This is a genomic window from Flavobacterium plurextorum, assembly GCF_024638035.1.
GTDB lineage: Bacteria > Bacteroidota > Bacteroidia > Flavobacteriales > Flavobacteriaceae > Flavobacterium > Flavobacterium plurextorum.
In genome coordinates, this window is record NZ_CP100442.1 from 1,653,037 (window position 1) to 1,672,983 (window position 19,947).

The 19,947-nt window shown below is 33.8% G+C and carries 18 protein-coding genes; 10 read left to right on the plus strand and 8 right to left on the minus strand.

Annotation, left to right across the window (positions count from 1 at the left end; all coding sequences use genetic code 11):
• The first annotated feature begins 1 nt into the window (after position 1).
• From NLG42_RS07505 to NLG42_RS07540, 8 genes are all read left to right on the plus strand, one after another.
• Entirely contained in the window at positions 2-1,513 is a 1,512-nt protein-coding gene (locus tag NLG42_RS07505; RefSeq protein WP_257683389.1) for a RagB/SusD family nutrient uptake outer membrane protein, read from the plus strand.
• 29 nt (positions 1,514-1,542) lie between these two features.
• On the plus strand, positions 1,543-2,409 hold the full coding sequence (locus tag NLG42_RS07510) for a hypothetical protein (protein WP_089057521.1): 867 nt from the start codon (positions 1,543-1,545) through the stop codon (positions 2,407-2,409).
• Between the two features lie 140 nt (positions 2,410-2,549).
• A complete protein-coding gene (locus tag NLG42_RS07515; RefSeq protein ID WP_257683390.1) occupies positions 2,550-4,004 on the plus strand; it encodes a glycoside hydrolase family 30 protein in 1,455 nt (484 codons plus the stop codon).
• 171 nt (positions 4,005-4,175) lie between these two features.
• A complete protein-coding gene (locus NLG42_RS07520; RefSeq protein WP_257683391.1) occupies positions 4,176-5,648 on the plus strand; it encodes a glycoside hydrolase family 30 protein in 1,473 nt (490 codons plus the stop codon).
• A 29-nt stretch (positions 5,649-5,677) separates the two neighbouring features.
• Positions 5,678-7,432, plus strand: a complete 1,755-nt coding sequence (locus NLG42_RS07525; RefSeq protein ID WP_257683392.1) for a cellulase family glycosylhydrolase — start codon at positions 5,678-5,680, stop codon at positions 7,430-7,432.
• Between the two features lie 170 nt (positions 7,433-7,602).
• On the plus strand, positions 7,603-8,442 hold the full coding sequence (locus tag NLG42_RS07530) for an endonuclease/exonuclease/phosphatase family protein (RefSeq protein ID WP_257683393.1): 840 nt from the start codon (positions 7,603-7,605) through the stop codon (positions 8,440-8,442).
• A gap of 2 nt (positions 8,443-8,444) precedes the next feature.
• Positions 8,445-9,869: a glycoside hydrolase family 30 protein gene (locus NLG42_RS07535; protein WP_257683394.1), complete on the plus strand. Its 1,425-nt coding sequence runs from the start codon at positions 8,445-8,447 to the stop codon at positions 9,867-9,869.
• Between the two features lie 14 nt (positions 9,870-9,883).
• The gene (locus NLG42_RS07540; protein WP_257683395.1) at positions 9,884-12,115 is read left to right on the plus strand and encodes a glycoside hydrolase family 3 N-terminal domain-containing protein; all 2,232 of its coding nucleotides are present in this window, start codon (positions 9,884-9,886) and stop codon (positions 12,113-12,115) included.
• A gap of 68 nt (positions 12,116-12,183) precedes the next feature.
• Here the strand turns inward: NLG42_RS07540 and NLG42_RS07545 are convergent, their stop codons facing one another.
• Positions 12,184-14,205 carry a hypothetical protein gene (locus NLG42_RS07545; protein WP_257683396.1) on the minus strand — a complete coding sequence of 674 codons (2,022 nt, stop codon included), beginning with the start codon at positions 14,203-14,205 and terminating at the stop codon, positions 12,184-12,186.
• A gap of 159 nt (positions 14,206-14,364) precedes the next feature.
• The gene (locus NLG42_RS07550; RefSeq protein WP_233207171.1) at positions 14,365-14,634 is read right to left on the minus strand and encodes a hypothetical protein; all 270 of its coding nucleotides are present in this window, start codon (positions 14,632-14,634) and stop codon (positions 14,365-14,367) included.
• Positions 14,635-14,912: 278 nt separating this feature from the next.
• Here NLG42_RS07550 and NLG42_RS07555 point away from each other — a divergent pair, with 278 nt between their 5' ends.
• The gene (locus NLG42_RS07555; RefSeq protein WP_257683397.1) at positions 14,913-15,668 is read left to right on the plus strand and encodes an NUDIX hydrolase; all 756 of its coding nucleotides are present in this window, start codon (positions 14,913-14,915) and stop codon (positions 15,666-15,668) included.
• A 63-nt stretch (positions 15,669-15,731) separates the two neighbouring features.
• Positions 15,732-16,052, plus strand: a complete 321-nt coding sequence (locus tag NLG42_RS07560) for an MmcQ/YjbR family DNA-binding protein (RefSeq protein WP_257683398.1) — start codon at positions 15,732-15,734, stop codon at positions 16,050-16,052.
• A 12-nt stretch (positions 16,053-16,064) separates the two neighbouring features.
• Here the strand turns inward: NLG42_RS07560 and NLG42_RS07565 are convergent, their stop codons facing one another.
• The 6 genes from NLG42_RS07565 to NLG42_RS07590 all read right to left on the minus strand — a co-directional run bounded on the left by NLG42_RS07565 (position 16,065) and on the right by NLG42_RS07590 (position 19,935).
• Positions 16,065-16,673, minus strand: a complete 609-nt coding sequence (locus NLG42_RS07565; RefSeq protein WP_257683399.1) for an alpha-ketoglutarate-dependent dioxygenase AlkB family protein — start codon at positions 16,671-16,673, stop codon at positions 16,065-16,067.
• Positions 16,660-16,905, minus strand: a complete 246-nt coding sequence (locus tag NLG42_RS07570; protein WP_257683400.1) for an Ada metal-binding domain-containing protein — start codon at positions 16,903-16,905, stop codon at positions 16,660-16,662. The genes NLG42_RS07565 and NLG42_RS07570 overlap by 14 nt, the downstream gene beginning before the upstream one ends.
• 238 nt (positions 16,906-17,143) lie before the next feature.
• On the minus strand, positions 17,144-17,857 hold the full coding sequence (locus NLG42_RS07575; RefSeq protein WP_257683401.1) for a 2OG-Fe(II) oxygenase: 714 nt from the start codon (positions 17,855-17,857) through the stop codon (positions 17,144-17,146).
• A gap of 168 nt (positions 17,858-18,025) precedes the next feature.
• A complete protein-coding gene (locus NLG42_RS07580; protein ID WP_257683402.1) occupies positions 18,026-18,868 on the minus strand; it encodes a bifunctional helix-turn-helix domain-containing protein/methylated-DNA--[protein]-cysteine S-methyltransferase in 843 nt (280 codons plus the stop codon).
• 210 nt (positions 18,869-19,078) lie between these two features.
• Positions 19,079-19,543: a GNAT family N-acetyltransferase gene (locus NLG42_RS07585; protein ID WP_257683403.1), complete on the minus strand. Its 465-nt coding sequence runs from the start codon at positions 19,541-19,543 to the stop codon at positions 19,079-19,081.
• Between the two features lie 59 nt (positions 19,544-19,602).
• Positions 19,603-19,935, minus strand: a complete 333-nt coding sequence (locus NLG42_RS07590; protein ID WP_089057534.1) for a DMT family transporter — start codon at positions 19,933-19,935, stop codon at positions 19,603-19,605.
• Positions 19,936-19,947: the final 12 nt, after the last annotated feature.

Below are 19,947 nucleotides of genomic sequence, written 5' to 3' on the forward strand. Positions count from 1 at the left end.
CATGAAAACTATAAAATTTAAATACATATATATCGCTCTAGCAATGGCAGCCTTGGGTGGATCTTGCTCTGAAGATTTTGTCACCATTAATCCAGAGGGAAAATTTGATACTAGTACTTATTTTTCTAATGAGCAGCAATGTTACGCAGCCTTAATGGGAGTGTATGATCCACTTAGAAAAAATACAGGTGGTTTTGAAAACCTAGTAGCCATGCTTAACGCGGGATCGGATGATTTTTATGCTGGAGGAGGTAGTGCCACAGATGGAAACGGAATTCAGAATTTTTCTACGCACTCACTTACTTCAATCAGTGTTCCAAGTAGTTACTGGAATGACCACTATCAAGGTGTGTCTAGAGCAAATTTGTTGATCGAAAAACTTCCTGCAGCTACAATGGATAATGGTGCAAGAGCTAGATTTGCTGCAGAAGCAAAAGCATTGCGTGCACTTTACTATTTTAACCTAGTGAGATTGTTTAAAAACATTCCATTGGTTTTAGTACCTCTAAATACTCAGACTATTTACGATCCAGAACAAGTTACACCAGATGTAATTTATGCACAAATTGAAAAAGATTTAAAAGAAGCGATTGCCGTTTTACCAAATAAAGTTACTCCAGAGACTGAAGCTGGAAGACTTAATAAAGGTGCAGCACAAGCGATATTAGGAAAAGTGTTTTTGTTTGAAGGTAAAAAAGCAGACGCTGCAGCTGTTCTTGCTGAAGTAAATGGAACTCCAGGTGTTGAAAACCAATATGGAAATAAGTTACTGGATAAGTTTAGTGATTTATGGGACACTTCAAAGAAATTTAATGCAGAGTCACTTTTAGAAGTATCTCATACAAGTGCAGGAAATTCTGACTGGACATTTTGGGGAACTGGTAAAGACGAAGGAAACTCTTTAAACGTTATGGTTGGACCAAGAGGATATGTCCTAACAGAAGGCTCTACCGCACCAGATCTTCCTTCAGGATGGGCTTTTAATGTTGCTACTCAAAAATTGTATAATGCAATGAAAGATGATCCTAGGCTTGGAGCGACTATTTTAGATTTGAAAGCGCTTAAAGCTGCTGGTCAAATCGATTATATTCCAGCTTATCAAGACACAGGTTACTTCTTGAATAAATATCTTCCAAGACAATCGGATGTTCGTACTGGTGGTGGTAATGCAGAGTTGAACTACAAACAAAATTCTTATATCATCAGACTTGCAGATACTTACTTAATGGAAGCAGAAGCTTTAGGATCTGGAGACAGAGCACAGAAATTACTTGATGCCGTTAGAAAAAGAGTTGGCCTAGGTTCAATACCAGTAACATTAGCGGCTATTAAGAATGAAAGAAGAATGGAATTAGCTGGTGAAGGACATAGATTTTTTGATTTAGTAAGATGGGGAGACGCACCAACAGCTTTAGCTGATAGAGGTTTCGATGCTGGTACAGATGAGATTTTTCCAATTCCGTACACAGAACTTAATGGTACTAAATTGAAACAAAATCCTAATTATCAATAGTCGAAACTAATTAACCAAAAACATAGAATATGAACTTAAATATAAATTTGAAAAAAAGTGTTTTTCTAATGCTGACATTGGCTTTAGGATTAGGAACATTAATAAGTTGTGACGATGAAACGGGAAATGCAAATGTTCTAATAGGAAGCAATATTGATGCAGCATTTACTGTAACTCCAGTTCAAGGAGCATCAAACACTTATCTTTTAGTTGCACAAACGAAAAACGTTATTTCTTCAAGATGGAATACGGGCGATGGTGAATATCCAGGAAAAATGAATGAGATTATCACATTGCCAGATGCTGGAACCTACACAATTACGCACACAGCAGTTGGTGCAGGCGGAGCTACAGGAACTGCAAGTTCTCAACTTGTGGTTGCAACTACTGACTTAGCAAAAGGAAATCTTGTAAAAGGCGGTTCTTTTAAAACAGCTGCAGATCAGGCTAACTGGAAAAAAGTTATTTATGAAGCAACAGGTGACTGGGTTTATAGTGATAAAGGAGCAACTGTAAGTGGCGGTCACGCCGGAATTTATCAAGCTATAGATGTAGTAAAAGATAAAGAATATACTATTGATATGGTAGTTTCTGGCGGTGCATCTACAGATATGTGGTTTGAAGTTTACGCAGGCGAAAAAGATCCAGCGACAGTTTCTGGCGATTATAGTGACGGCGGAAAAGTAATGGGCTTAAATACTTGGGATGGCTGCGGTAAAAATCCAGTTTCTGGTAAATTATCAGCTATTGGATGTACTAAAAATGTAAAACTAGATGCAGTAAGCAATGTTGTTAAATTTAGTACTACAGGAAAAATATATCTAATGATTAGATGCGGCGGTGGAATCGCTCCAGGCGGAATTACCATTAAAAGTGTCGAATTAAGAGGAAAGTAAGTTTAAGTTAAGTTTAAGTTTGGTTGCAAATAGCCCATAATCATTTATGAGTATGGGCTATTTTTTAAATCCTTAAACGGTCAGAAAAAGAGCTTCTGAAATAAAAACTTCTATTTAGAATTTAATAATTTAAGGAAAGAATGAAAAAAAATAGTTTAAAAATTCTATGCTTTTTGTTCTCGCTGTCAGCACTTGCCCAGCAGACAAAAGCAAAGAAAGAATTTACAACCAATGGAAAGAAAGTTACAGTTTATACAACTGCTGAAAATACCAATTTAAGACTAACATCAACAGATAACTTATCCTTTTCGGCTGCAAAACAACCTCTGGAAACAGAAGTATCCGTTTTTGTTGAACCTTCAAAAAAATTCCAAACTTTTATGGGAATCGGCGGCGCAATAACTGACGCAAGTGCCGAAGTTTTTGCCAAACTTTCAAAAGAAAAACAAACAGAATTTTTAAATGCCTATTATGATAAACAAAAAGGAATTGGCTATTCTTTGCTAAGAACAACAATACAAAGTTCTGATTTTAGCAGTGAAAGCTATTCCTATATTAAAGAGGATGACAAAGATTTAAAAACATTTTCTATTGAACATGACAAACAATACCGTATTCCATTAATCAAACAAGCCATTCAAACTGCTGGCGGAAAATTGCTGACTTACGTTGCGCCATGGTCGCCAAATGCTTTTATGAAAAGCAATAAAAATGTCTTGAAAGGCGGAACTTTATTGCCAGAATACTACCAAACTTGGGCAGATTTTTATGTAAAGTTTATAAAAGCATACGAGAAAGAAGGAATTCCAATTTGGGGAACCTCTACACAGAACGAACCAATGGCGACCCAAACTTGGGAATCATGTATTTATTCTGCTGAAGCCGAGAGAGATTTTATTAAAAATTTTCTAGGACCAACATTAAAAAAAGAAAAACTTGGCGAAGTAAAAATCATTGCATGGGATCATAATCGTGATTTAATGAACTACAGAGCAAACGTAATTTATTCAGATCCAGAAGCATCAAAATATGTTTGGGGAATTGGATTTCACTGGTACGAAAATTGGTCTGGCGGCGCTTCAATGTTTGATAATGTTGCCAAAGTAAACGAGGCATATCCTGATAAAAAACTATTATTTACAGAAGGCTGCGTAGAGAAATTTGATGCTAAAAAATATCAATTCTGGGCAAATGGAGAAAGATACGGAATCTCTATGATTAATGATTTTAATAACGGAACTGCAGGATGGACGGATTGGAATATTCTTTTAGATGAAAAAGGAGGACCAAATCACGTTGGTAATTTTTGTTTCGCTCCAATTCATGCTGATACAAAAACAGGCGAGTTAATCTACACACCATCTTATTATTATATCGGGCATTTCTCGAAATTCATTCGCTTAAATGCCGTAAGAGTAAGCACTGCAGTAAGCAGAAGCGGATTGTTCAGCACTTCTTTTTTAAATACGAATGGCACAATGGCAACAATTGTAATGAATCAAACAGATAAAGAAATGAATTACAATTTAATTATTGGAGCTGAAAAAACGATCGTTAAAATTCCAGCTCATGCAATACAAACACTAGTGTATTAGAGCGTTTTAAGTAAATGAGAGGGTTGATTTGAATCATCCATTTCGACCCTCATTTATTTTGTATTTGAAAGTAAAAATATTTTTTGAGGTAATGTAAAAGCGATTGCGAATTATTCTATTACAAGTTGATTAGATTTTAATATGGTATTTATCAGGCTAAAAAATATAAAAATGAAACTAAACTTAAAAAAAACAATAAAAGCACTATTTTTTCTATTGGCGGTATTTTCGCAAATAAAGTGCTCTTCGTCAAATGATGCCGCAGATCCTGGACCAGTTCTACCTCCTGTTGTGCCTCCAGTTGTAGTTACAAACGATGTCGATTTTTGGCTGACTAAAGGAGACCAAAGTGTTTTACTGGCAAAACAATCTGGAACTTTAGGGTTTGGAACCACATACAATATCTATCCAAATATCGAAGTAAATGCATCGCAAAAATATCAAACAATAGATGGTTTTGGCTATACACTGACAGGCGGAAGCGCTGAAGTAATAAACCAATTAACAGCATCAAAAAAGAGTGCTCTATTGCAGGAACTTTTTGGCTCAGGCGAAAATTCGATAGGAGTAAGTTACTTAAGAATAAGTATAGGAGCTTCAGATTTAAACGCATCTCCTTTTACTTATAACGATCTAGCTGCAGGAGAAACCGATTTAGATTTGGTAAAATTTAGTTTAGATAAAGATAAAGCAGGAGTAATTTCTCTTTTAAAAGAAATTCTAGCCATTAATCCTAAAATTTTAATACTTGCAACTCCTTGGTCCGCACCTTTGTGGATGAAAGATAAAGACAGCTTTATAGGCGGAAAACTGCAAACCAAATATTATGATGTTTATGCCAAATACTTTGTAAAATATATTCAGCAAATGAAAGCTGAAGGAATTACAATTGATGCCATAACACCACAAAACGAACCCTTACATGACGGGAATAATCCTAGTATGTACATGTCGGCAGCAGAGCAGGCGAATTTTATAAAAACAAGTTTAGGTCCAGCCTTCAAAGCAGCAAATCTAAATGTCAAAATTATTACTTACGATCATAACTGCGACAATATAAACTATCCAAAAGCAATTTTGGCAGATGCAGATGCTTTTCCTTTTATAGACGGATCAGCTTTTCATTTGTACGCAGGAGATATAAGTGCATTATCCAATGTTTACAATGCTTATCCAACAAAAAATGTGTATTTCACAGAGCAATACACAGCCTCAACAGGGAATTTTGGAGGTGATCTAAAATGGCATATGCGAAATGTAGTTATTGGTTCAATGAGAAACTACAGCAAGAATGCACTAGAATGGAATTTAGCCAACAATAGCAATTACGAGCCTCATACTCCGGGTGGATGCAATACTTGCAAAGGAGCTTTGACAGTAACATCAACAGAAAATTTTCAGCGCAACGTTGCCTATTATATTATTGCCCATGCTTCAAAATTTGTTCCAGCAGGTTCTGTTAGAATTGCTAGTAATACAAGTGGAAATCTTCAAAATGTGGCATTCTTAACGCCTTCAGGTTCAAAAGTTTTAATTGTTGAAAATGACGGAACTGCTGTAGAAGTTTTCAATATCAAGTTCAATGATAAATGGATCACGACCTCTTTAGAAGCAGGTTCAGTCGCAACCTATACTTGGAAATAAAAATCAAGTAAAAAATAAATAGTTTTCAAATGAAAAAAATAATAATAGCAGTACAGCTTTTGTTTACCGTTGCCGTTGCAGGACAAGGTTTTTTACATAGAGACGGGCAAAAAATTGTTGATGGTAATGGAAAAAATATTCTATTAAGAGGTCTTGGTATAGGCGGGTGGATGGTGCAGGAAGGATACATGATGCAGACACAGTCCTTTGCTAGTCCGCAATATATAATAAAGCAGAAAATTCAGGACGTTATTGGCGAGCAGGGAACAAAAGAGTTTTATGCAGCGTACAAAGCAAACGGATTAACAAAAAGAGATGTGGATTCGTTAGCAGCCTGGGGTTTCAATTCAATCCGTCTGCCAATGCATTATAATCTATATACACCGCCAATTGAAGAAGAAAAAAATGGTGAAATCACTTGGATAGAAGAAGGTTTTACAATGACAGATAATTTGCTGAAATGGTGTGCCGAAAACAAAATCTATCTTATTCTAGATCTACACGCTGCTCCAGGCGGACAAGGAAATGATGCCGCAATTTCTGATTACGATACTACAAAACCATCATTATGGGAAAGTGAAGCCAATCAGAAAAAAATGATCGCTTTATGGAAAAAATTAGCTTCCCGATATAGAGACAATCCATGGATTGGAGCGTATGATATTATTAATGAACCTAACTGGAATTTTACAGGAACAAACAAAAATGGCTGTGACGAAAATTCAAACGGCCCTTTAAGAGATCTTATGGTTGCCGTTACTAAAGCAATTCGCGAAGTCGATACAAACCATTTAATATTTATTGAAGGAAACTGCTGGGGAAACAATTACAACGGAATTTTTCCTTTGTGGGATGATAATATGGCATTGAGTTTTCATAAATATTGGAACTATAATACCAAAGAATCAATTCAGAAAATGCTGGATTACAGAACACAATACAACGTACCGATCTGGTTAGGCGAAAGCGGCGAAAACTCTAATGTTTGGTTTAAAGATGCGCTTACGCTGATGGAAACTAATAATATTGGATGGGCATTTTGGCCAATGAAAAAAATCGAAAATATTGCAGGCGTAACTTCAGTTACCAAAATTCCTGAATATGATGTTTTATTAAAATATTGGAAAGACGGCGGACAAAAACCTGCTGTAGATTTTTCAAAAAAAACATTAATGAAAATGGCAGATAATTATAAAATGGAAAACGTAACAGTTAAACCAGATGTAATCGACGCCATGTTCAGACAAGTGCAGACAAACGATACAAAGGCGTACAAAAAAAATGCAATTCCAGGAAAAATTGCGGCCACACATTATGATTTAGGAACAAACGGTTACGCATACTCCGATAAAGATTTTGTGAATTACAGAGTTGAAACTAACAAATTTGAAGATTGGAATAAAGGAAATACAATGCGAAATGACGGTGTAGATATTCTGCCATGCAAAGATGCTGGATCAAATGGTTATCAAGTTTCATTTATTGAAGACGGCGAATGGCTGCAGTTTACTACCGAAGTTAAAAAGCAGAATAAATATAATGTTGCTATACGATATTCAAGTGAAAAAGCCGAAGGCAAAATTCATTTAGAAACCGAAAAAGGAAAGTCAAAATCGATAACACTGCCAGCAACTGGCGGAAGTGAAAAATGGAAAACTATAATCTTAACTGATGTCGAATTGAATGCAGGACAAAACAAGATTAAAGCCGTTTTTGAAAAAGGAGGTTTTAATTTAAACTATTTAGATTTTTCAGAGAATAAAAAGGGAAATTCAAAAAAGTAAAAAGAAATATCAATTTTCTTGTTTAAGAAACAAAGTAAAACAATAAAATAAAACGTGATGATATATTTAGTATTGATTATCCTAACGTATATAATTAACATAACTTTTAAATAAGTTTTTTTCTTTAAGGCTAAGGAAACATTAGCTTTACGGATCAAAATTTTTTAAATATGAAAAAGAAAAATACAATTGTTTTAGTGGTAATGATGCTTTTAGTAAGCGGAGTATTTTATGGTCAAAATTTAAAAATCATGACCTACAATATTCGTTTAAATGTTGCTTCAGATGGAGAAAATGCTTGGCCAAATCGAAAAGATTATTTCATGTCTCAAGTGCAATTTTACAGCCCCGATATTTTTGGAGTTCAAGAAGCAACACCAAGTCAAGTAATTGATATTGCATCAGGTATGCCAAAATACAGCAAATTTGGAATAGGAAGAGAAGAAGGAGGAACAGGAGAAGCCTGCACGATTTATTACAAAAAAGATCGTTTTAAGCTTCAAGAATCCAATACTTTTTGGCTTTCAGAAACACCAAATGTAGTTTCAAGAGGCTGGGATGCCGCTTGTAACAGAGTTTGTACTTACGGACTTTTTACAGATTTAAAAACAAAAAAAACATTTTACGTGTTTAATCTTCACCTTGATCACATGGGAGAAGTAGCAAGAGTTAAAGGCGTACAGGTAGTTTTAGAAAAAATAAAAACAATAAACACAAAAAAATATCCGGTGTTTTTAATGGGAGATTTTAATTCAGAGCCAAATACACCACAGATTGTTGAAATCAAAAAAGTAATGGATGATACTAGAGATGTCTCAAAAGAAAAACCATTTGGTCCATCTGGAACTTTCAATAATTTCAAACACAATGAGCCTGTAACCTTATTGATAGATTACATTTTTATATCGAAAAACAGCGGGCTTACAGTTCAAAAACACGCAGTTTTAAGTGATTCTAAAGATTTAAAATATCCTTCGGATCATTTACCTGTTCTAATAGAAATAGATTAAATATGAAAAACATCAACAAAAAACTCCAAATTTTGCTGTTACTGCCTCTTATTGCAGTACAGATAAAATGCGGATCTTCAAAAAATGTTGTAAGCAATTCAGGAAAAGCAGAATCTTGGATTACAACATCAGATGAAACATCAAAACTTAAAAAACAGGACGATTTAGTTTTTAGTACCGAAACTAATTCAAACCAAACCATTGAAGTAAATCCTTCTCAGGAATTTCAAACCATAGAAGGTTTTGGATTTTCGTTAACTGGAGGAAGTGCTCAGACAATTTTAAAACTAGATAAAGCAAAAAAAGAAGCCTTGCTTCAAGAGTTATTTTCTAGAAAAAATGATGCCATTGGTTTAAGTTACCTGCGTATAAGTATTGGAGCTTCAGATTTGAATGAAAAAGTTTTTTCGTATGATGATATGCCAGAAGGCCAAACAGATTTAAAACTAGAACATTTTAATCTTGGTCCAGATTTAAACGATGTGGTACCATTATTAAAAGAGATTTTAACCATAAATCCACAAATAAAAATTATGGGTTCACCGTGGTCGCCGCCGGTTTGGATGAAAGACAACGGAAGCTCAAAAGGCGGAAGTTTACAGCCTAAATATTATCAGGTTTATGCCGAGTATTTTGTAAAATACATTCAAGCCATGAAAGAGCACGGAATTGTAATTGATGCCATTACACCGCAAAATGAACCATTACATCCAGGGAATAATCCAAGTTTATTGATGCTTGCAGAACAACAGGCAGATTTTATAAAAAATAATCTAGGTCCCGCTTTTGCGAAAGCAAAAATTAAAACCAAGATTGTAGTTTACGATCACAATTGCAATAAACCAGAATATCCCTTAACTATTTTAAATGATCCAAAAGCACTGCCTTATGTTGCAGGTTCCGCATTTCATTTATACGAAGGAGATATCAGTGCCCTGTCTAAAGTTCACGATGCATATCCAAATAAAAAATTGTATTTTACAGAACAATACACAGGATCAGGAAGCAGTTTTGAGTCTGATTTAAAATGGAGCGTAAAAAATGTAGTTATCGGTTCAATGCGTAACTGGAGTGTAAATGCACTTTCGTGGGGATTAGCAAATGACGAATTCTACAAACCATTTACGCCAGGAGGATGTTCGACTTGCAAAGGTGCTTTAATGATCGATCAAAATCAGAATATTAAAAGAGAAGTAGGCTATTATATTATCGGCCATGCCTCTAAATTTGTACCCGAAGGATCGATCAGAATCGGAAGTAATATCAGCGGAAACCTTTACAATGCTGCATTCAAAACACCGTCAGGACAAACTGTTTTAATTGTTGAAAATGACGGAAATACAGCAGAAACATTCAATATAAAATACAATCAAAAACAAATTTCAACTACTTTAAACGCAGGAGCAGTAGCAACTTATGTTTGGTAATTAAAATAAAACACATGAAAACAACAACAACATTCCTCTTACTGATGGTCACATTTTTTGCGGCTGCACAGCAAGAAACAATCGATCAGAAAGTAAATGCCTTATTAAAAAAAATGACTATTGAAGAAAAAATAGGTCAGTTAAATCAATATAGCAACGACAACTCAATAACGGGACCAATAACCGTTAACCCAAATAAGCAAGCCGAAATTAAGAACGGTTTGGTAGGCTCAATGTTGAATGTAACAGGAGTAGAATCTACTCGAAATTATCAAAAGTTAGCGATGCAGTCGCGTTTAAAAATACCAATGTTGTTTGGGCAGGACGTTATTCATGGTTATAAAACAACATTTCCATTACCATTAGCAGAAGCAGCAAGTTGGGATTTAGAAGCCATAGAACTGGCAGCAAGAGTTGCCGCTACAGAAGCTGCCGCAAGTGGAATTCACTGGACATTTGCACCAATGGTTGATATTGGGCGTGATCCGCGTTGGGGGCGTATTATGGAAGGCGCAGGAGAAGATACTTATCTAGCGTCTAAAATCGCTTATGCAAGAGTAAAAGGATTTCAAGGAAATAAATTAGGAGATTTAAATTCAGTTATGGCGTGTGTAAAGCACTTTGCTGCTTATGGAGCCGCAGTTGGCGGAAGAGATTATAACTCCGTTGATATGAGTGAAAGAATGTTGTGGGAAACTTATTTGCCTCCTTTCAAAGCCGCTTTAGATGCTGGTGCCGCAACATTTATGAATTCATTTAATGATTTAAACGGAATTCCGGCTACAGGAAATGTTCATTTACAGCGTGATATTTTAAAAGGAAAATGGAACTTTCAAGGTTTCGTAGTTTCAGATTGGGGTTCTATTGGAGAAATGGTGGCGCATGGCTACTCAAAAGATCTTAAAGCAGCGGCACTTTCAGCAATTACTGCCGGAAGTGATATGGATATGGAAAGCGTTGCTTACAAAAATAATTTAGCACAATTAGTAAAAGAAGGCAAAGTTTCAATAGACTTAGTTGATGATGCGGTAAAACGTATTCTTCGCAAGAAATTTGAATTAGGTTTGTTTGATGATCCTTATAGATATTCTGATGAAAAAAGAGCAGAGAAAGCTTTAAATAATCCAGAAAACAGAAAAGCGGCACTTGAAGTTGCTCAAAAAAGCATCGTTCTATTAAAGAACGAAAATCAAACACTGCCACTTTCTAAAAACCTAAAAACAATCGCTTTTATTGGGCCGATGGTAAAAGAGTATAAAGAAAATATGGGTTTTTGGTCTGTAGAATTGCCTAATGTTGATTACAATAAATGGATTGTTTCGCAATGGGATGGTTTGCAGAATAAAGTTGGTAAAAACACCAAATTGCTTTATGCAAAAGGCTGTGAAGTTGACGGCGATAACAAAGATGGTTTTGCAGAAGCTGTTGCAACTGCAAAACAAGCCGATGTTGTTATTTTAAGTATTGGTGAAAGACGTGACATGAGCGGCGAGGCAAAAAGCCGAAGCGATATTCATTTGCCAGGTGTTCAGGAAGATTTAGTAAAAGCAATTCAAGCGACAGGAAAACCAGTTGTAGTTTTAATAAATGCAGGAAGACCTCTTGTTTTTAATTGGACAGCAGACAACGTTCCCGCGATTGTTTATACTTGGTGGTTAGGTACAGAAGCAGGAAATGCAATTGCAAACGTGTTATTTGGAGATTACAATCCGTCAGGAAAATTACCAATGACATTTCCTAGAGAAGTAGGGCAGATTCCTATTTATTACAATCATTTCAGTACTGGAAGACCAGCCAAAGACGAAAATCAAAACAATTATGTTTCAGCTTATATCGATTTAAAAAACTCACCTAAATTTCCTTTCGGATATGGATTGAGTTATACTAAATTCGATTATTCTGGATTGAAACTGTCTTCAGTAAAAATGAAAAATAATGAAACAATTAAAGTTTCGTTTCAATTATCGAATGTTGGAAAAGCTGCTGGAGAAGAAGTTGTACAATTGTATTTAAAAGATAAATTTGGATCAGTTGTTCGCCCGGTTTTAGAATTAAGAGATTTTCAAAAAGTCAAATTAAATGCAGGAGAATCAAAAACAATCGAATTTACAATCGACAAAGAAAAACTTTCTTTCTACAATGATAAATTAGAATGGACTGCTGAACCTGGAGATTTTGAAGTAATGATTGGAGCTTCATCCGCAGATATTAAACTAAAATCAGATTTTGAATTGCTTGCGAATTAGTATTTATAAATAGTGTAAAAAGAAAAATGGGGCGATAATAAGCCCCATTTTTTATTAATATATTTTTGTTATTTAAGACGTTTTTTAAAATTGAATTTCAAAAGATTTAATAAGCCCTGTTCGATAATATCAATGCCAATTCCAAAATTACTATCAGCAATAGTATTATGATCCGTTCTAAATTTTTCGAACTCCTGTACTGGAATTTCTACGTTTGTCAAAGGTTTGAAATCAATAAATATTGAAGCCCCATTTTTAGTGACTTTTTTACGGCTTGTAAAATCAAAATAAGGATTGCTGATCGTACTTTCCTGAACAGTAAATTTTTCTTCTGTATCTATTCTTTGATCAGTATTAAGGTTTATTTCATATTTTTCATTATCAAAATTATGCCAGAACAAAATGTCTTTATGCATAAAATCACGTGCATTATTCTTAACCATATTTCGGTCAAAATACATTAAAAAACGATTCTTCTGAGGATCTGTAAAGTACGGATTATCGATAGATGCCTTGTATTGAATTGTAAATTCGTTTAACTTTTTGTCGTCACTTACAATATCAATAACAGCATTATTAAAAATAGTTCTAATATCAGTTCCGTTTCGATCATTTGAATAATTCAAAGTATAGTACAAGAAATTGTTCCAACTGTCGATAATTTCTCTTTTATTAGTGTTTTTGAAATACTTGCGCATATAATTTGCACGATTTCCTTTGTAAGTTGTGGTAAGGTTTAATTCTCCTTTTTCATTTTGAACGGTGAAATTTACCTTCTCATTAATACCATAATATGAAAACCTGTGTGGCTTTTTAGTTTGCAGCTGTTGATTAGGTTTCACTTCCATATAATGCATGAAATAAATGTAACCGCGGTTTTCTATCAATCCAAATTCATCTCTCGTAGTTGCATCAATAAAATAGGTTTCATCTTTATAATTGATTTTTACAATTACATGATTAAACGTCAATAGCGATGGCAGATAATATTTAATGTAATGATCTGAATTAAAGTTGACCAAAACAACCGAAGAATCGATGTTGATATAATCTAAAACGACTTTCAATAAAACCGATTTTGCTTTACAATCACCTTGTTTGTTTTCGTAAGTAACAGCAGGTTCTTGTGGTTTATGGCCATTCATTTCATCTGCATTATAAACATAATAAACATGATTTTGAACATAGTCAATTGCAAACTGCAGCTGCTCATCTTTATCTGAAATAGCATCAAGTTTTTCGGCTAATTTTGGAGCAAACTCCTTTAAAGAAGATTTACTATAAATTTCCTCATATAAAGGTGAAATATAGTTTGATAAATCAGTCCAATTACTATCCGTCGCAAAATCAATAAACGGAGCAATCTCTCTGTTCGTATCAACAAAATTGATGTAGTTTTCTTTTTCAATAGTAAACTTTTCACCTTTTTTCAAATAATTAATTTCAGGTTCTAAAACATTTTTCTGTTCATCTCTAAAAAAAGTTTTTTTGTAAGCAATTGTCTTTTCACGTTCATTGATAAAAGTGAATTTATAAGAGCCGTAAGCCCAGTAATTATTTGGACTAATCCAAATATACTTAAGGAACTCCCTGCGCATAAAGTCACGCTCAGTAAATACTTTTATTCTCGAATCCTCTAAAATTAAAACATCATATAAACGAAGATCTTTAATAGTAATATTTACTTTTTTGTTGCTGCTCAAAATTCCTCCCTCACTTTGATTTTCGCTGTCAAGTACCTTTATTTTAGTATCAAGAATCTTATCAATCAAAACGCCCTCTCTCAAAACACTGATTCGATGTATAATATAAGTTTCATTTTCTTCAACAACCATATCCATTACAGAAGCACTTTCTAAATTAGAAGGCTCATTTAAAGTATAAGCAACACAAGCATATTCACTATTTTCAGTATCGCTGGTGTAATAAATTTTATCCAAGAAATAACAAAAATCTCTTCCCTCTTCGACTTGTTTACTTGAAAAATCAGATTCTTTAATATAGTCAACAAGCTGTTTATCGTCAATATTTGAAGCCCAGCTTTCAGGCTTTTGAATTTTATACTTTTCTAAATCTATTGTATTTTCCATTTTCTAATAGTTTACTTTTTTACGACCTTTGTTTAAGTATATTCGTACTTTTTTATAAAACAAAAATATAGATTTTTTAGAGATAATTTTCAATTGTTTTTAAATAAAAATCCCCGCTAATTTAGCAGGGATCAATTTTTTTAAAGTTATAAAATGGGTCTATTTTAATACGGTATTTATAAAATCCATAGCACCAATTCCTTTGTATGAAGCGTATAAAGCTTTGTCAAAAGCTTCACGTTTTGCTTTTTTATCTTTAGCTTCAGTTTCAACAATCATTTGATTAAAAATTCTTTCCTGTTCTTCGCTGTATTTTAAAGAAGCTTCTAAAAGATACGTTTTAGAAACAAAACCAAATGAATTCCAGATTTTATCTCTAATTTTTGAATTGATTTTTTTTAACGGATTAGCAGTCATATTCTCCATCATTTTCTTCTGAATTTGTTTCTTAGATAAGAATTACAAGTGGTATAATAGGGATTCTTTTCTTTCTTTTTTTTTGACTGTTTTTCGTAATTAACCGTCAAATGTGTTATTATGACGCAATGTACTTGTTTTTTTGATTTGATTTTTAATTTTAACAAAAATTGTGATTTATACACTTTTTAGTTTTTCTGTGATTTTAAAAATGAATAAATGCGATTTATAAAAAATGAAGTAAATTGCGTACACAATTGAAGCTAAATGTCGTATTAATTATAAAATCAATGCTGAAATCAATTTTAGAAAATAATGAAAATTACCAGCCGGGATTGTCAATTGATTGTGTGATTTTTGGTTTTCACGATAATCAGTTGAAAGTTTTATTGATTAAGATTCCGCACAATAAAAAAGGGTCTTTACCAGGCGGATTTATTCCAATTGATCAGGATATCGACACAGCAGCAGTTACCATCTTGAATGGAAGAACTGGAGTAGAAGGTGTTTTTTTAAGACAGTTTGCCACATTTGGAAAAATTGGCCGTAATGATAAGCATTTTGGAAATGAAGTTTTAGAACATTTAAATATTGATCCCGAGCTTGGAAAATGGCTTACTCAGCGTTTTGTAACAATTGGTTATTATGCCTTAGTAGATTTTTTAAAAATACTTCCTAATCCCATTAATAGGAATGAAGTTGTAGAATGGATCGACCACAAAGAAGTTCCTGATCTTATTTTAGATCATCGAGAAATTTTAGATAAAGCACTTGATACTTTAAGAATAGAGTTGAATTTAATGCCCATTGGATATAATTTATTACCAGAGAAATTCACTATTCCAGAATTGCAAAAATTGTACGAAACAATCTTAGATAAAAAACTCGATCGCAGAAATTTTCTTAGAAAAATAACTAACATTGGAATTCTGATTAAACTTGACGAAAAGAAAAGTAATGTTGCCCACAAAGCTCCAAACTTATATTCTTTTGATAAAGAAAAATACGATGAGGTCTTGAAAAATGGGTTGAATCAAGGTTGGTAAAATTTGTTTAACAAAGATCTTCAGGTTTTAAAAACAGTTAGATCTGATAAATAATTTGCGATTATGGTGTCAATTGAAACATTCAGAAAATTAGCTTTATCATTTGAAAATGCTGTTGAAGAACCACATTTTGAGAAAACATCTTTTCGCGTAAAGAAGAAAATTTTTGCCACTTATGATGCAAAGAATAATCACGCCGTTTTGAAATTCAATGAAATCGATCAATCTGTATTTTGCGCTTCAAGTGAGATGATTTTTTATCCAATACCAAATAAATGGGGAAAACAAGGCTGGACAATTGTTGAACTTTCAAAAGTAAGACCTGAAATGTTTGCAGATGCTTTATTGATTTCCTATCAAAGTGTCGTTTCTAAAAAGAAATAAAGCTTTATGTTTTTACCCAACAATTGTTCTAAAAGTTAAATTTACTCTTGGTTTAGAAGTAGATTTAGTAGGCGGAAGCCGATGAAGCCAGTGCGTTTGCGTTTCGTCTTTCATAACCAATAAACTTCCGTGCTCTAAAATCAAAGAGACAACTTCTTTAGTCTCTTTATGTTTGAAGGCAAATTTACGTTCTGCACCAAAGCTAACAGAACCAATAGCGCCATTTTTTTTCAAATCCTTTTCGGCATCGCTGTGCCAAGCCATTCCTTCATCGCCAGAATGATATAAATTAAGTAAGCAGGAATTGAAAGTTTCTCCTGTTTTTTCTTCCATGAAAGTTTTTAACTCCAGCAATTCTTTTGTCCACGGAAGCGCTTTTTTTGTAGTATTCGAGTACGTATATTCAAATTCCTTATCACCATACCAAGCCACCTTTCTTTTAGTCAAAATTAATTTTCCAAAGATTATTGCCTCATCATTTTTCCATTCAATTGTATTTAATAGAATATCACGATAAAAATCGGCCATTTCTCTTGAGAACAATTTTCCATAATAATTAACCGTACCATTTTTAGGAAGCAGATTTGTTGTTTCGTCTATTTGAGGATTAAATAAGTCCATTTTTCCATTTTTGATATTCGAGTTTCATACAATGTCCGCAAGGTCTGAAGCCATTTTTTCTGGCTTCATTTTCAGATAAAAAGAAAACCCGATTTTCTCGTTTCATTCTTTTTCCCGAGGAACATTTTAGCGTTCCGTAGATCTTTAGTTTTCGGTTTCCACCAAAGCAAATTTCCGCATTTTTAATTTTAATTCGAAGATCAGAGCCGAGAATTTTAATATGTTCAATCATTTGTTTGTCATTTTTTTTTGCCACAGATTAAAGGATTAAAACGATTTAAAAAAATCTGCTCAATCTGCCTAATCAGCGTGAAAAAAATACCGGTTTTTATATCGTAGAGACGTACTGCAGTGCGTCTAACGTCACGTATTTTTGTCAAAAATCTTTGCGTAGACGCGCTGCAGTGTGTCTCTACAGATATATTGTATCGAGAAACCTCTGAATCTTTGCGCCTCTGTACCTTTGAACCTTAATTTAACGCATCATGAAAAATAATTCCCAACGTAGATCTTTCGCCCGAATGAATTTCACTCACACCATGTTTCATATTAACCCGATAATAGCCTTTTGAACCTTTTACAGGTCTAAAATTGGTAGTAAAAATCAAAATATCTCCTTTTTTTGGTTTCAAAACAATAGCTTTAGATTGCGCTCTCGGCGTTTGCTGTGTAAGAACAAATTCACCGCCGGTAAAATCTTCATCTGGTTCAGATAGAAAGAGCACAATTTGAATTGGAAAATAAATATCGCCGTATAAGTCCTGATGGAGTGTATTAAAACCGCTTTTACCATATTTTAAAATCAAAACCGTGGCTTTTAATTGATTATTATCATGACATAGTTTTAATAATTCTTCATGATGATCAGGGAAAATAGTATTGATATTTAGAACCTTCATCCATGCATTTGCGATTGGCGCTAATTTGGGATAGATTGCAGATCGAATGTTCTGAATTAAATTAGGAAGAGGATAATTGAAATATTTATATTCACCCAAACCAAATCGGTAGCGCTCCATTACAACTGTTTTTCGATATAAATTTGGATTATCATAATCGAATTTTAGATCTTCACATTGTTCGTGATTTAGCACTTTTGGAATAATTGCGAATCCATTTTCATGCATAGATTCGGTGATGCTTTCCCAGTTTTGAGAAGCAATTATTGATTGTATATTTTGCATAAGAATTTTTAGATTGAGATTTTTTTGCCCCGAATTAAACGAATTGCACCAATTTTTTTCTGATTGATAAAAAATTAATTCGTGAACATTCGTGCATTCTTGGCGAACAAACAATACGTTAGATGCACTACTATGTATCTCTACGGATATGTTTTGTGTAAATTTGGGTTATAGATTTATGTGCGCGCCTTCCCAGCCAATAATCGCTGTTTTTCTAGTATTTCCCCACATATAACCGCCAAAGATTCCAGAAGACTGAATCACGCGATGACAAGGAATTAAAAATGCAACTGGATTACTGCCAATCGCAGTTCCAACAGCTCTAGAAGCATTTGGTTTTTGAATTTGATGTGCGATAGTGCCATAAGTCGAAAGCTGTCCCATTGGAATTTTCAGCAAAGTTTCCCAAACTTTTAATTGGAAATCAGTTCCCTTTAGATGCAGTTTTATTTCCGATAATTTGCTCCAGTCATTTTGAAATATAAACAGCGCATTTTGCTGTACTAAATCTAGTTTTGTTGAGAAAGAAGCATTCGGGAATTTGTCTTTTAAAGCATTTATTCCGTTTGTTTCATCTTCGGCGAAAGCCATAAAACAAATGCCTTTTGAAGTAGAAGCCACAATGATATTTCCAAACGGACTTTCGGCAAAACTGTAATTTATTTCTAGATTTTTTCCTCCATTTTTATATTCAGCAGGAGTCATTCCTTCAATGTTTACAAATAAATCGTGCAGGCGGCTTGTGCCGGAAAGTCCCGTTTCATAGGCCGTCTCCGAAATGGTTGCCTGATTTTCTTTCAGCAGTTTTTTGGCATGTTCTAAACTAGTATACTGCAAGAATTTCTTCGGACTTGTTCCTGCCCAATCGCTGAAAAGTTTCTGAAAGTGAAACGGACTTAAATGCACTTTTTCGGCAACTTCATCAAGATTAGGCTGCGCTTTAAAATTGGCTTTGATATAATCGATCGCTTCTGCAATACGATTATAATTAATGGTTTCCTGTGTGTTCATTTTCATTCAATTTTATAAGGCAAATATCGATTGGTTTCTGCTGGTATAAAATCCGAATCTTGCGGAGTTTTTTTTTAACCGCAAAGGGCACTAAGATTTACGCAAAGTACGCAAAGTTTTTTTTACGCAATATTGTCACCTTGAGCGAAGTCGAAGGGCAGAAAGTATGTCGACAACGATTGGCACAAACCTGAAACCTGAAACAAATTATTAAATCTCTTTTTCCATTTTATAATTGATAAGTATTTCATTGTGACGAATGTTTTTTTGCTCAGCTTTTACAATAAATCCCTTCTTTTCAAAAAATGGTTTTGCAGTAATACTGATATCCGAAGTTATAATTTTGGAATGTTGTTTTTTTGCTTCGAGTTCTAATTCAGTCAAAAGTTTAGCAGCAATTCCTTGTCGTTGAAAATCCTTATGAATGTAAAAGAAATCAATATAATTTCCGTTTTTTAAAGTTCCGTAACCAGCTATTTTATCTTCAATAATTACTAATAAAACAAATTGTGTTTCGATAACTTCAATCCAGCGTTCTTTATTTTTTACACCAGAAATCCAAGCTTCAATTTGTGCAGCAGTATAGTCATTTTTGCAAACAGATTGTATAGTTTCTATATACAATTGCTGCATTTCGTCTAAGTCTGAAAGTGTCGCTTTTCTGAAATTTATCATCCTGTGGATTATTAAAATGATGTGTTTAGGATAGTAATCAATTTTTGATTCTAATTATTTTAATGTGCCGTAGTTTTAGAAAAAACATTGATTACAATAACTCCAATTATAATTAAGCTTAATCCGATAATTGCTGGTAAATCTGGGATTTCTTTAAAGAAAATAGCACCGATAGCAGTAATTAAAACAATGCCGACTCCTGACCAGATAGCGTAAGCAAAACCAACAGGAATAGTTCTTATGGCAAAACTTAAAAAGTAAAATGCAGCAAAGTATCCAACGATTGTAATAATGCTGGGAATGAGCTGGGTAAATTGTTCCGATTTTTTTAATGCTGTGGTTGCAATGATCTCGAAAATTATGGCAATGAATAGAAATAGTAGATTCTTCATGTTTTACTTTTT